We start from the raw sequence: 14,401 nt of genomic DNA on the forward strand, positions 1-14,401 counted from the left end.
TGAATTCCCTTATCGTTGTAAATTGGCATTTTCCTGATGCTATCCCTATGTAACCTTCTATAGTAATCCTACTCCAATAGTTCAATAAATCGATGCTATAATGTCCGTTTATAGGTACATTTCATTAAGTAGAAAGTAATAAATTTATTGAGGTTTAATAATTTTAATACTGATAATTTGACATACATAAAACCAAAAGTTGCATGTTATATTATTAGGCACAACAATATAAATAATGTTGATAAAAAAGGTGAAAGGATTTTTAAAGATAAAAATAGAAATCTATATAAAAAAATATCTAAATGGTAGGGATATTATGAAAATCGGTAAGTTTGGAGAAGTAAATAACATAAGTATTGATACAATTAGACATTATATGGATCTCAGTCTCATTATTCCTGAAAAAAAAGGAGGACACTATTTTTTTGATGAGTATTGTCAAACAGATTTAGAACTTATATTACATTACAAAGATTTAGGATTTAGCTTGAATGAAATTAAAGAACTATTTTTTTATAAAAATTTAGCAAAATCTATGAATTACGAAAAAATTACCTTTTACCAATCTTTATTTAAACTAAAATATGACGAAATGGAACAGGAAATAGAACTTTTGGAGAAGAAACGGGATAAATTAAAGGAAGCGTTACATAATTTATCTATAGAAACTGAAATCTCGAGTTCAATTTTAGGGGTAGATTTAAAAGTACTTCATTTATTTAAATGTGTTAAGTGTAACGGAAATTTAATTCTTGAAGATGGGATTATTAATAAGAATCAAATTATTGAAGGAAAGTTAATTTGTAATTGTGGTGAAGAATACGCGATTATTTCAGGGGTTTTAACAGCTGGTAACTCGTTGAAAGCGTATGAAAAGACATCACTTGAAGATTCTATTTCGGATTATATCCATGAAACCGATACTGCTTTTTTGGAAAATGTTCAAAGAGGAGGAGAATGGTCAAAAAAGAAACTAATGCAACTAGATTTAAATGAAAAAATACTACTTGATTTAGGGTCTGGTATTGGGTTCTTTTTACGAAATATTTATGAAGAACTACCGGAAGATTGTTTATATATTGCTGTTGATCGAGATTTGAATAAACTTTTACTTTTAAAAGATGTAATTGAGAGAAGAAATGTGAAAAGAAATATTGTATTTATTTGTGCCGACTTTCTAAACATACCTATTCAGAGTAGTTCTATTGATATTGTAATTGATCAATCAGGTACAAGTAATTATAGTTTTGAACATGAGGAGTTCTTATTGCGCGAATTAAATTCCCTTTTTAAAAACAATTGTTATTTATTAAGTTCATTTATTTTATTTAATAAATTCAGCATAAATAGCCAAATTGCACCTAGACTCCGAGGGAATTTTACATCTGCAAAAGTAACGAAAGAAATCCAAAATTTACAGTTTCAATCGATTGATGAAAGCACTTCAAATTATTTAAAAAGAGGCGGAAAGTACGAGGATTTCTTTGTTCAAGGAGAAGAAATTTATACATATTCATTTTTCGGAAAAAGATGGGGTTAACTCCATCTTTTATTTATTTTCCCTTAAAACTTTTCAAATCGTACATATTGCTATTGGGCTGACCCAAGAACTTACAATGTACGTAATACAAAGTTATGCAGGGGGGAAAATGATGGGAAGTTTACGATTACATATAGAAAATAAAAATAGAAACCAAGAACTAAGAAATATTTGTTTATATTCAATTGCAAAAACAGTATCACTATTTGGTAGCTCTATTTATAGTTTCGCATTAGGATTGTATGTATTACAAATAACCGGATCTGCTTTAAATTTCGCGATTACGCTTATTTTAGGAACGATTCCAATGATCGTTATGAATCCATTTGCCGGTGTCATTGCTGATAAGGTTGATAAAAAGAAACTCGTCGTTTGCATGGATGTATTAAGCGGGTGCTTATTAATAACTGTTTATATATTAAGCAACTATTATGGATTAAACTTATTCATTATTTATACTACTACCTTTCTTATGACCGTATTTACAACGTTTTTTGGAATAGGATTAGAGGCCGTAAAACCGAATATGGTTACTAAAGAACGGTTAATGAGTATTAATTCTATAAGTAAAATTATTGATTCTATATCTTTAATTTTAGGGCCTATGTTAGGGGGTATTGTTTTTGCAGTCTTTGATATGAAAACTTTTATAATTATTAACGGTATTTCATTTATCCTTTCGGCTATATCCATATTGTTTATAAACTTTAAATTGTGCGAGCAAAACATAAATGAGGAATGTTCAATTAGAGAAATTAATTTTATTGAAGATATAAAGGAGGGATACTCTTACTTATTGGAGCGGAAAAGCTTAAAAAATACTTTTAGTATTTTAATTTCCCTTAATTTCTTTTTAGGCTTTGCTGTAACCGTTCCGTTGCCATACATTATTAACACAGTTCTCAATCTTAATTCTAAGCAATTTGGTATGATTCAAGGGACTTTTCCGATAGGTATGATAGTTGGTGCAATATTAGTGAAAAAGATAACTGATTGTTATTCTTATTCTTATCTATTGAAAAAAATAAGTTTTATGTTGGCAATTTTTATGATAGTTTCAGGGATACCTGTTTTATTTAAATCTATTGTAGTAAATAATTTGGTATATGTTACTACGTATTGCATGATTATGTTCTTTTTAGGATTTATGATAGCACAAATTGATATTCCTTTAATGTATTTCATGCAAAATGAGATTCCTGAAGAATATAGAGGAAGAGTTCTTAGTATTGGATTAAGCTTAGGTAAAATAATGCAACCAATAGCACTTGCAATATCAGGACTATTATTAAATTTCATTCCAGCCTACACGCTTCCCATTGCAGGGGGGATTGTATTTTTTACTTTGAATAAAATTTTAGCAAATAAGTTTAATTTAGAAATTCATTCAAAAGATTATAGTGTTTAACGTAACTTAAAAAGCGCAGGATCAGCATCCTGCGCTTTTCTATCGTAATTCAGCTGTTTTTCTAATAACGATCTTATCAATTTCATCTTCTTCATCACCAATAAATAATCCTCGTTCTTTTAAATATGCTTCAAAATATAAATCTGCTTCAGCGCGTTCGTCATATGGCTTTACAGAGAGAACGAAACCTAATTTGTTTTGTTCTTCTAAATGAGAAGTGGAGATGTAAGCCGGTACATTATGGCGTAAAAAGAGTTCTTTAACTGGAATAATCATATCTTTCATTAATTTTGTTAGCATACCCATTTCAAACTCGAAATTAAAGCGATCTATACTAGATAAATCAGCGAATACTACACCGATAAAACCTGTATTAAATACTTCTTGATATTCTACATCTTCATCATGGCCGCCATAAAAATTCTTTTCGATTAAATAATTTACAAAATAAGCAACGCCATCACTTTGTTCAAATGGTTTCGTTGAAAGAACAAAGCCAATTTTCTTTTGTTTATGTAAATACACACATGACATGTATGCTGAAATGTTATGTTCTTTAAACAAAGCGCTTGTTGCTCTAGAGAGACCATCTAATACGTGATGAACAATTTGAAGTTTTTTACGAGCGAAATAATAGGATTTCTTTTGTAACTCCAATGTATCAATAAAGACAGAGCCGATAAAGCCTGTATTTGAAATAATAGGTGCTTGCTTTTTTCTTCCTCTGCGCTTTAATGGAGCCATTGTTAAAATCATCCCTTCATGTACGTTTAAAATAAAAAAGAACGTTTGTTCGTATATTTATATTTTACTATTAAAACGCTATAAAGTAAAGGGTTTTTGATGAAAATATAACAAAAAAGACACCTTATAAAAGGTGCCTTAAACGCTGTAGGGAATAGGGTTTATCCTAACTATTTATATTATGATACAGAAACAATCTCTTCTGTATCTTCTACATCTAAATGACAGTCCATAGTACGAACATCTTGATCTTCATGACTTCCGAAATAAATAGTAATTTTCATATGTATCGCTCCTTTATTCTAGGAATACCTAAAATAATTACTAGTAATGTTAATATTTATTATATACCACTTTTTTCATTCCGACAACGTTATATCATTTTTAATTATTTTAAACTATAGAGCACAATTTAAAGAGGTACTTTTTATAAAAAAAGGTAAATTTCTAATATGTTATATTTAATATAGAGGGATTCGAGTATTACTTTTTATGAAAAGGAGAACTATTGATGAATTATAAACAATTACTAATAGATAACTTTGCATTTAAAACTTCATATGTTGCGCAATTTGTGCCCGGAATGAGTATAAAAGAAACGAAAGATTATATTGCTGTTGATTGTGGATTACCTGCCGATACATTCAATATCATTACTCTACTGAACAATAATTTAACGGAAGGGGTCGAGAAATTATATAAGGAGGTAGAATACTATAATCAAAAGAAATTTCCAATGAGTGTTTGGTTATGGGATGAGGAGCAAGAGCGGGATATACAAAGCGGGTTAAATAAAATCGGTTTAAAAGAAGCGGAGCAAAATATTGCGATGGTAGCAGACTTAAAAACAATTTCTCCAACAATACACATGCCAGTAAGTTTTACAATTCAACAAGCATCTTCACCTGGACTAATAAAAAAATTTGGAGAAACGTTAGCTAATCTATTCGGCACATCAGAAGAAGGTATACATGTACAAGCATTCTATAATCAAATTTCTAATCTTGATTTATGGAACAGTGAGAATATGAAACTATTTTTAGGGTTTTATGAAGGTGAAATCGTAACTGTTGGTTCATTGATATGTTCAAAAGATAGTATTGGTATTTATGACATAGCAACGAAAGAAGGAATGAGAGGACGAGGGTTCGGATCTGCTATGTTCAATTTCCTACTGCAAGAAGCACAAAAATTTAAAAATACGTATTGTGTATTACAAGCTTCAACCGATGGAATCAATATTTATAAAAAATCGGGATTTCAAGCTATCGGCAAAATGACTGTATTGGAAAATCGACATTTAATTGAGTAAATCATTCAAGTTAAATTGTCTTTATATAGGAGCTTATAAATCGTTATGAAAAAGATATATCTCGTTACAATAATTTGTGCCTTTATAATAATCAGTATCTTTGTTTTTCAGAAAATTAATGAACATAAGTATACTAAAGCTATGAATCAATCAAATCATATAAAAAATATCGCACATAGAGGTGCTTCTGCGTTCGCGCCTGAACATACAATAGCAGCATATCAATTAGGCCAACAAATGAATGGAGATTATATAGAAATTGATCTCCAAATGACAAAAGATGGGCATTTAGTGGCAATGCATGACGAAACCTTAAACCGTACAACAAATGGTACTGGGCTAGTGAAAGAGCATACATTAGAAGAAATAAAGCAACTAAATGCTGGTTCTTTTTTTAATGAAAAATATCCGAACTTAGCAAAGAAAGAATTTGAAAATGTTAAAGTCCCAACATTAACAGAAATTATTAAAACGTTTGGGCATAATGCGAACTATTATATCGAAACAAAATCACCTAATGAATATCCAGGAATGGAAGAAAAATTATTAGAAATTATTAATCATTATGAAATACAGGATAAAGTTATTATTCAATCGTTTAGTGAAGAAAGTCTACAAAAGATTCATGGCTTAAATAGTAATATATCCTTAGTACAATTATTACCTTATAAAAAAGCAGTTCAATTAACAGAATTAGAGATAGAAAAGTATAAAACGTACTGCATAGGTCTTGGTATGAATTACAAATATATTGATTCAGATTATGTAAAGAAAATAAAGAAAAGCGGATTAGAAGTTCATCCATTTACAGTAGATAATGAAAAAGATATGAAAAAGTTACTTTCATGGGGAGTCGATGGGATGTTTACTAATTATCCGGATCGTTTACATTCAATATTATTGGATTTGAAAAGTCATGAATAAGAAGTGTTATTCATAAAGGAAAAATTTACAAAACCTGCATATTAGGATTATCAATGCAAGAAGGCATGTAGCATATAAAAAGAAAATACCAAAAACCGCAACTTGAAGACTTAGGTTGTGGTTTTTTTATTGCTTCGATTTCAACTTACAAAGTTTGAAGCTAGAAGTGAAAACCTTTTTAGCTGAATTGGCTTCCTATGTATTTGTACTTCGTATCGTTCTAGGTATATGTACAACCCGTGAGACGAGTTTTGCATAGGATAATAGAAAAGGAGATGTTGCATATTGAAATACCACAATAGAAATGTAAGTAATCTGAATAAATTAGCGGATAATACGAAAGCTGCAGCTTTTAAGTGGTATCAGTACTGTATCGACAATGGAATTGAAGTATTAATTTATGAAACAATCCGTACAGTCGAGCAACAACGTGAATATGTTCGTAAAGGAGCATCACAAACGATGCGCTCATATCACTTAGTAGGACAGGCATTAGATTTTGTTCCAATTCAGTCGAATGGTACAGAAGATTGGAATGGCTATAATAAAGAACCGTGGGCTTCAGCAATTCGTTATGCTAAACAAATTGGTTTCGAATGGGGCGGTGACTGGAAAGGATTTGTGGATAGCCCGCATTTGCAATATAACTACAAAGGGTATGGAACGGATACTTTTGGAAAAGGTGCTCAAAACGTAGTGACTCCTCCCACGTCGAATGATAATGTAGGGGTTGCTTATATTAACGGTAGTAATGTAAATTTACGAAAAGGACCTGGTACTGGATATGGCGTTATTCGTCAATTAGGGAAAGGAGAGTCCTACAAAGTATTTGGACAAACAAATGGTTGGTTAAATCTAGGTGGCGATCAGTGGGTTTATAACGATCCATCATACATCCGTTATACGGGAGGAAATGTACCAGCAACTTCACAATCATCAAATGATGGTGTAGGTGTAGTTACTATAATCGCGGATGTATTGCGTGTTCGTACCGGCCCTGGAACAAATTACGGCATTGTGAAAAACGTGTATCAAGGTGAAAAATATCAATCGTTTGGATATAAAGATGGTTGGTATAATGTTGGTGGAAATCAATGGGTTTCTGGTGAATATGTTACGTTTGTAAAGTGAAAATAAGAGCCGTCCAGTTGGGCGGCACTTTATTTTAAATATTCATAGGGCGAGCACTTATAATATCATTCGTGATGCATAGAGTATAATTTTTCATTCTAATAATCAGAAAGTAATCAAAATGTAATTAATTTCAACTACGCTTTTTATATTTTTTTGATACACTGGCTACGAGGGGGATACCAATTAAGGTCGGTAAAAACCAAAACCATATTGGCGGAAGTAAATTTATAATGGGAATATGGATGCCGACATTTACTAAAAGTGCGGTGACTGCACCAATATAAGAACCTAACATGCCTCTAATGTGGTGATGGAGCCAATTTTTCCAACGTTTTTTTCGTGCAAGGTATCCATAAATCGCAAATGAATAAGAGAAGATTGCTACATAAAATAAATATGCGATTTTATCCCAGTTGATAATGGATAATATTATTGCCGTAAGGGTAATGACAACATAGGATGCATGATATATTTCGCCCCATTCGGTATGTTTTCCTTTCTTCTTTTGGGCAACCATCGCTACAATACCAGTGATTAAGCATATTGTTCCAAATAGGATGTGTATGGTTAAAAGAATGTTAAAAATGCTCATAATAATTCCTCCTTTTTTATTTTTATAGTATTGCAGTATAGGAGAAAAGTTGAAAAATATAGTTAGTTCGGCTTAATATATTGAAATAAAGGTACTCCTAGAACAAAACCCAATGATTTTAATATTTAGTGAGATGATTATTATGTTAAATGAAGGAGAGACTTCTATGTTTACATCTATTACATATTTACAATCTGGCAATGAGAAACAACAAAAAATATATGATGTTTTGAATAGCCTAAACATAATGGAGGATTTAGCTTTATATAATCCCGTTCTTTGCGGGACAATCCCTATAAGAATTGATACTCCTCAATCTGACTTAGATATTGTAATGGAAGTATATAATTTTGATGTTTTTGAGCAGGAAATGAGATCTTTATATGGTTCTTATGGAGGGTTCAACATAAAAAAGAAAAAAATTAAAGGTACTGAATCGATAAAGGTGAATTTTGAATTCGAAGGTTTTGAATTTGAATTATTTGCTCAACCGAAGCCAGTGCGTAATCAAAATGCATATAGACACATGATAGTGGAGCACATGCTATTAATGCAGCATCCCCATATAAGGGAAGAAGTTATTCGCTTAAAGGAACAAGGTTTAAAAACAGAACCTGCTTTTGCTCAAGTATTAAATATTGACGGAGATCCTTATGAAGAGCTTATTTTATTAGGGCAGGAAATGAAATTGTGGTAAATAAGATACATAAAAAAATCCTCCAAAAACAAAAGAGGATTTTTTTTATGCCGTTAACTTCCGAATTAATTCACTGAGCAATTTAATTCCGTTAGTCATTTGTTCTGGAGTAGCATATCCATATGATAAACGAATGTACTGATCTGATTCTTCTTCATAAATACGTCCCGGATTTAAAAGAATTCCTTTTGATAGTGCCTCTGAAAATAGTTTTTTCATCGGAATGTTATGTATAACCTTTAGCCATATAAAAAATCCACCACTAGGAATATCCCATGATGCAATATCTGCACAATATTTATTTAAAGCTCGTATCATTATTTGTCTTCGTTCTTTCAGGTGCATTCTTACGTTTGCTACATGTTCTTCATAAAAACCTTCATTTATCCATTCAGCAGCTACTCTTTGAGATAAAGAGCTGGATCCATAGTCTGTTTGCATTTTTATATCTGACAATCTATCAATAACAGGTTCTGGTCCGATTATCCATCCAATTCTAAGTCCTGGGCTAAGTGTTTTAGAGAGACTACCAATATATAATACATGTCCATGTTTATCCATCGACTTTAAAGGAGCTGGAGGTGATTCATCAAGCCATAACTCTCGGTATATATCATCCTCGATGATAGGCAATTGCTCTTTTTCACATATTTTTAATATTTCTTTTCTTCGCTCTTTGGACATCAATATCCCCGTTGGATTTTGAAAACAAGGGATTGAATATAAAATATTATTCTTTTGACTATATTTAATTCGTTTTAATAAGTCGTTAGGTAAAATACCGTGATGATCCATTGATATACCGGATAAATTTATATTTGCTGATTGAAAAACATGAAGTGAATATAAGTAAGAAGGTTGTTCAAGTAAAACAGTTGATTTTCTATGTAAAAGACCAATCGATATTAATTGTAATGCTTGGAGTGCACCAGAGACTATTAATATAGAATCCGGTGATGCATGTATTCCAAATGATCTTACATATTTGCTTATTGCTTCACGTAACGGATAAATACCTTTTTGTTCTTCATATCCGAAATAATCTAATTCCTCACTGACGTTTTTTATTATAGATTGCATAGTTTCGAGTGGGAAAAGATGAGGTGCAAGTTCACCTTTACTAAGATGGATAAGCGTTTTATTTGCTTCTGCTTCATTTATTTCTCGCACCATTAACTTACTTGGTTTATGAATACCGGCTTTTACATATTCACTCCAATCGGGCGGAGGATTAGTTGCTAATAATGACCATGTATTATTTGTTACAATTGTTCCTGCTCCGATTTGTCCTTGAATTAAACCATCTGCTATAAGTTCATCTAGCGCAGTAATTACAGTACTTCGATTTACATGAAATAATTTTGCTAACTGCCGCTGACTAGGGATTTTACTTCCAATTGGCCATTCTCCGTTTTCAATTTTTTCTTTCATATAGTCTATTATCTGCTGATATTTGGGCACTTTTTTATCGGTCGTCATATAAAAAACTCCTTCGTTTATTTAAAAGATTCAAAGTGGTTGGTTTTTCCGATAAATAACTGGTTGAAGACATTGTATCAACTATTAAATATGATGAAAAGAAATAATTGGTAATTTAAAAATGGTTGGTTTTTTAGGGAAGGAGAGAAAATATGCATAATAAAAAATGGGATTTACGCATTATATGTGCTCACGCTTTTACAATTCTTATATGGGGAACTGCTTTTCCAGCAATTCGTATGGGGCTTGAATCTTATACGCCTGAACACCTTACTTTACTACGCTTATTAATCGCCTCATTTATACTTTTGTTATTTTCATTTATATACAAACTACGACTACCGGATTTAAAGGATATCCCAGCAATTTTTATATTTGGTGCTTTAGGGTTTACTATTTATCACATCGCATTAAATTACGGCGAAAAAACAGTAAATGCTGGATCTGCAAGTTTAATAATTTCAGTCACTCCAATAGTAACGGCAATTCTTGCTTCTGTTTTTTTGAATGAAAAAATGAAATTAAATGGTTGGCTTGGTGGTGTAATTAGTCTTGCAGGAATTGCCTTAATTTCATTTAGCCAGGGCGATGCTATTCAATTGAATAGCGGGGGATTATTTATATTATTAGCGGCGATTTCAGAAAGTCTATTTTTCGTTTTCCAAACATCTTACTTAGAAAAATACGGCTTCTTACCATTTACCATATATACAATTTTGTCTAGTACTGTATGTATGCTTATTTTCTTACCCGGAGTTTATCAAGAAATACTAGCAGCTCCTCTTGAAGTTAACTTGAGCGTTATATATTTAGGTGTCTTTCCAACAGTACTCCCGTATATTGCATTGGCCTATATTATATCTCGTGCTGGTGCTTCTGAAGCAACAAGTTCTCTATATTTAACGCCAATAACTGCGTGTTTCATTGCTTGGATATGGTTAGGAGAAGTGCCAACTTTAGTTTCGATAATTGGCGGAGGAATTACTATACTTGGAATTGTGATTGCTCATATACCAATATTAAGAAAAGAAAAACATAGGAATTTAGCAAATAATCAATCCGTATAATGTAATTCAATAATAATTTTATGATACTTTTTTATATAGTTTCTTTCTTATGTTGATAAATATAATATTTTGTATTTCAGTTAAATATTGTATGTTACATTTTATGTAGTAAGCATTTTAAAAGGAGCTGACAACATAATGAATGGAAAAAGAAATATTTTTACATGTATTTCTATTGTAGGAATCGGACTAGCTAGTTTTTCTAATTCTAGTTTCGCAGCAAGTGTAACGGACAATTCAATACAAAATTCTATTCCCGTAGTTAATCAACAAGTAGCTGCTGCAAAGGAAATGAAACCATTTCCCCAGCAAGTTAATTATGCAGGTGTTATAAAACCGAATCATGTTACACAGGAAAGTTTAAATGCTTCTGTAAGAAGTTACTACGATAATTGGAAAAAGAAATATTTGAAAAATGATTTATCTTCTTTACCTGGTGGTTATTACGTAAAAGGAGAGATTACAGGTGATGCGGATGGGTTTAAGCCACTTGGAACTTCAGAAGGTCAAGGGTATGGGATGATAATTACAGTATTAATGGCTGGTTATGATTCGAATGCTCAAAAAATATATGACGGATTATTTAAAACAGCAAGAACTTTTAAAAGCTCTCAAAATCCTAATTTAATGGGATGGGTTGTCGCAGATAGTAAAAAAGCACAAGGTCATTTTGATTCTGCTACTGATGGAGATTTAGATATTGCGTATTCTCTTCTTCTTGCTCATAAGCAGTGGGGATCTAATGGAACAGTTAATTATTTGAAAGAAGCACAAGACATGATTACAAAAGGTATTAAAGCTAGTAATGTTACAAATAATAACCGACTAAATTTAGGAGATTGGGATTCTAAAAGTTCACTTGATACGAGACCATCTGATTGGATGATGTCACACCTTAGAGCATTTTATGAATTTACAGGTGATAAAACTTGGCTTACTGTTATTAATAATTTGTACGATGTTTATACGCAATTTAGTAATAAGTACTCTCCAAATACAGGACTTATTTCAGATTTCGTTGTAAAAAACCCACCACAACCCGCACCTAAAGACTTCTTAGATGAGTCAGAATATACAAATGCATATTATTATAATGCTAGTCGAGTACCTTTAAGAATTGTAATGGACTATGCGATGTACGGCGAGAAGCGAAGTAAAGTCATTTCTGATAAAGTCTCTTCATGGATTCAAAATAAAACGAATGGAAATCCTTCTAAAATTGTGGATGGTTATCAATTAAATGGATCCAATATTGGTAGTTATCCAACTGCTGTATTTGTTTCACCGTTTATTGCTGCAAGTATAACGAGTAGCAATAATCAAAAGTGGGTAAATAGTGGTTGGGATTGGATGAAGAATAAGAGAGAAAGTTATTTTAGTGATAGTTATAATTTATTAACTATGTTATTTATTACAGGAAATTGGTGGAAGCCTGTACCTGATGATAAAAAAACACAAAATCTAATAAATGATGCAATTTATGAAGGATACGATAATTAATTAAATTTGAGAATGGTTACTGAAGAAAGGAATTAGCATTCGCTAGTTCCTTTTTAATGTTTTGTAAAACATTATCCATTCTAAAATTCGCATAGATATACTTGCTTTTTTCATATACATAGTTATTGATGACTCTATGTTTTTATGAAGGGAGAGTATTTCTTGGAAAAAGTATTATTTTTCGGAGATCCAGGTATTGATGACTCATTTGCCATTATGTATGGTTTACTGCATCCCGAAATTGAAATTGTCGGTATTGTAACCGGATACGGAAATGTTGAGCATATACATGCTGCACATAATGCAGCGTATATTTTACAGTTAGCAAATAGACAAAACATTCCTGTCATTAGTGGTGCAACAAAACCACTGACAGAAGAAATCACTACGTACTATCCTGAAATTCACGGAGCAGAAGGATTAGGGCCCATCCATGTTCCAGGAAATATATTATCTATTCCAATATATAATTTCGGCAGTATTGCTGCGATTCTTATAAAGTACGGAAAAGATTTAACGATTGTTGATGTAGGAAGATCTACCTCGTTAGCAATTGCTTTTAATTTATGGAATGATTTAATGCTAAATGTAAAAGGAATCTATTTCATGGGTGGTGTTTTTTTAGAAGTAGGAAACGTTACGCCATTAGCAGAGGCAAACGTGTATGGAGATCCGATAGCAAGTAAAATTGTTTTCCATCAAGCAAAGAATTTATTCATATTCCCTTTAAATGTAACAAACAAAGCTGTGTTAACACCAAATGTATTTAACTATATTCAAGCTAATGCAAAGAATCCATTTCATATGATAATGAAACCAATGTATGACTACTATCTATCCGCATACCAAAAACTTAATCCATCTATGGAAGGACCTTTGCTACATGATGTGGTTGCAATAAGCGGATTAGTAAATCCAAGTTTTTTTGAATTTGTGCATCGTACAGTAAATGTAGATACATACGGAGATACGAAAGGACAAACATTTGCTGATTTTCGCCCTAACTCTAAATCTGAAGGAGCCCGTATAGCTTTAGAAATAGATGCAGAAAAATTCATTCAAGATTTTATAAAAATTATGTTATAAGTTGCTGTCGAAAAGGGGAATTATTTCAATGCGTTGAATATAAAAATACATCCTCTAGATAAAGGAGCTTACAATATTGAATGTCCAGTTAAAGGTTGTTACGAGAGACAATTGGGAAGATGCATTAAAGTTACAAGTTAAAGAAGATCAAAGAAAATTTGTCCCCGCTGTAGCAGTTTCACTTGCTAAAGTATATATAAAACCAGATGGTGACAATGTAGAGTACATACCATTCGCTATATACGATGGTGACCTTATGGTTGGTTTTGTTATGCATGCTGTTGTAATAGAGACATCGGATATGTATTGGATTAACGGATTTATTATTGATCAATCGCAACAAGGTAATGGTTATGGAAAAGCAGCATTACAAGAAAGTATTGATATAATAAAAAATACTTTTAAATCGTGTAAAGAAATAAGATTAACCGTACATAAAGATAATCTCTCTGCAAAGAAATTATATGAACGATATGGTTTCATATCATTAGGACAGGAGTATGATGGTGAGCAAGTATACCGTTTATTTGTTTAACTATTAAGAAGTAAAGGTGTGAAATGAAATATGCAATTTACTGAAGTGAAAATTGAAGTGTTCATTCCTGAAGAATATATTGAAACATTAAGGGATGAATTAAATAAAATTGGAGCATGTAAAACGGGCGAATATGACCATTGTCTTTCCTATAGTTCAGTGAAAGGATATTGGAGACCTTTAGAAGAGGCATCTCCTTTTAATGGAGAAATTGGTCAAATATGCGAAGGACAAGAATGTAAAGTTGAAATAAAGTGTAAACGAGAACTTGTAAAAGATGCTCTTGAAGTTATTAATGATATTCATCCGTATGAAACACCTATGATTTATATTATACCAATACTAAATGACTATTTTGAGAAACTATACATTAAATAACTAGG

Annotated in this window: 14 protein-coding genes; 11 read left to right on the forward strand and 3 right to left on the reverse strand. The window is 31.6% G+C overall.

Annotation, left to right across the window (positions count from 1 at the left end):
• Positions 1 to 316: 316 nt before the first annotated feature.
• Positions 317 to 1,540 carry a methyltransferase domain-containing protein gene (locus ACTFN4_RS21215; RefSeq protein WP_439962811.1) on the forward strand — a complete coding sequence of 408 codons (1,224 nt, stop codon included), beginning with the start codon at positions 317 to 319 and terminating at the stop codon, positions 1,538 to 1,540.
• A 112-nt stretch (positions 1,541 to 1,652) separates the two neighbouring features.
• Positions 1,653 to 2,948: an MFS transporter gene (locus ACTFN4_RS21220; RefSeq protein WP_025687543.1), complete on the forward strand. Its 1,296-nt coding sequence runs from the start codon at positions 1,653 to 1,655 to the stop codon at positions 2,946 to 2,948.
• Between the two features lie 39 nt (positions 2,949 to 2,987).
• On the opposite strand, the gene ACTFN4_RS21225 is transcribed toward ACTFN4_RS21220, so the two are convergent.
• Positions 2,988 to 3,692 carry a hypothetical protein gene (locus ACTFN4_RS21225; RefSeq protein ID WP_439962749.1) on the reverse strand — a complete coding sequence of 235 codons (705 nt, stop codon included), beginning with the start codon at positions 3,690 to 3,692 and terminating at the stop codon, positions 2,988 to 2,990.
• 511 nt (positions 3,693 to 4,203) lie between these two features.
• Between ACTFN4_RS21225 and ACTFN4_RS21230 the strand changes: the two genes are divergently transcribed.
• From ACTFN4_RS21230 to ACTFN4_RS21240, 3 genes are all read left to right on the forward strand, one after another.
• Positions 4,204 to 5,004, forward strand: coding sequence for a GNAT family N-acetyltransferase (locus ACTFN4_RS21230; RefSeq protein WP_025687542.1), 801 nt, complete (start codon positions 4,204 to 4,206; stop codon positions 5,002 to 5,004).
• Between the two features lie 45 nt (positions 5,005 to 5,049).
• The gene (locus tag ACTFN4_RS21235; protein WP_242278185.1) at positions 5,050 to 5,928 is read left to right on the forward strand and encodes a glycerophosphodiester phosphodiesterase; all 879 of its coding nucleotides are present in this window, start codon (positions 5,050 to 5,052) and stop codon (positions 5,926 to 5,928) included.
• 285 nt (positions 5,929 to 6,213) lie between these two features.
• A complete protein-coding gene (locus ACTFN4_RS21240; RefSeq protein WP_000873738.1) occupies positions 6,214 to 7,059 on the forward strand; it encodes an SH3 domain-containing protein in 846 nt (281 codons plus the stop codon).
• A gap of 133 nt (positions 7,060 to 7,192) precedes the next feature.
• On the opposite strand, the gene ACTFN4_RS21245 is transcribed toward ACTFN4_RS21240, so the two are convergent.
• Positions 7,193 to 7,654 carry a DUF2306 domain-containing protein gene (locus ACTFN4_RS21245; protein WP_000021744.1) on the reverse strand — a complete coding sequence of 154 codons (462 nt, stop codon included), beginning with the start codon at positions 7,652 to 7,654 and terminating at the stop codon, positions 7,193 to 7,195.
• A 166-nt stretch (positions 7,655 to 7,820) separates the two neighbouring features.
• Between ACTFN4_RS21245 and ACTFN4_RS21250 the strand changes: the two genes are divergently transcribed.
• Positions 7,821 to 8,351 (forward strand): DUF4269 domain-containing protein, encoded by a 531-nt coding sequence (locus ACTFN4_RS21250; protein ID WP_000495197.1) that lies wholly within the window; start codon positions 7,821 to 7,823, stop codon positions 8,349 to 8,351.
• A 45-nt stretch (positions 8,352 to 8,396) separates the two neighbouring features.
• Here the strand turns inward: ACTFN4_RS21250 and norG are convergent, their stop codons facing one another.
• On the reverse strand, positions 8,397 to 9,830 hold the full coding sequence (gene norG, locus ACTFN4_RS21255; RefSeq protein WP_000205593.1) for an efflux pump transcription regulator NorG: 1,434 nt from the start codon (positions 9,828 to 9,830) through the stop codon (positions 8,397 to 8,399).
• Between the two features lie 152 nt (positions 9,831 to 9,982).
• Here norG and ACTFN4_RS21260 point away from each other — a divergent pair, with 152 nt between their 5' ends.
• The 5 genes from ACTFN4_RS21260 (at position 9,983) to cutA (ending at position 14,396) form a co-directional block, all read left to right on the forward strand.
• The gene (locus ACTFN4_RS21260; protein WP_439962750.1) at positions 9,983 to 10,897 is read left to right on the forward strand and encodes a DMT family transporter; all 915 of its coding nucleotides are present in this window, start codon (positions 9,983 to 9,985) and stop codon (positions 10,895 to 10,897) included.
• A gap of 138 nt (positions 10,898 to 11,035) precedes the next feature.
• Positions 11,036 to 12,397 carry a glycosyl hydrolase family 8 gene (locus tag ACTFN4_RS21265; RefSeq protein WP_001013617.1) on the forward strand — a complete coding sequence of 454 codons (1,362 nt, stop codon included), beginning with the start codon at positions 11,036 to 11,038 and terminating at the stop codon, positions 12,395 to 12,397.
• Between the two features lie 162 nt (positions 12,398 to 12,559).
• Positions 12,560 to 13,483, forward strand: a complete 924-nt coding sequence (locus ACTFN4_RS21270) for a nucleoside hydrolase (protein WP_342761894.1) — start codon at positions 12,560 to 12,562, stop codon at positions 13,481 to 13,483.
• A gap of 76 nt (positions 13,484 to 13,559) precedes the next feature.
• Positions 13,560 to 14,018, forward strand: coding sequence for a GNAT family N-acetyltransferase (locus ACTFN4_RS21275; RefSeq protein ID WP_001102671.1), 459 nt, complete (start codon positions 13,560 to 13,562; stop codon positions 14,016 to 14,018).
• A 30-nt stretch (positions 14,019 to 14,048) separates the two neighbouring features.
• Complete coding sequence (gene cutA, locus ACTFN4_RS21280) at positions 14,049 to 14,396, forward strand: divalent cation tolerance protein CutA (protein ID WP_001160791.1); 348 nt, start codon at positions 14,049 to 14,051, stop codon at positions 14,394 to 14,396.
• Positions 14,397 to 14,401: the final 5 nt, after the last annotated feature.

The organism is Bacillus cereus group sp. MYBK95-2 (genome assembly GCF_051915225.1).
Classification (GTDB): Bacteria; Bacillota; Bacilli; order Bacillales; family Bacillaceae_G; genus Bacillus_A; species Bacillus_A cereus.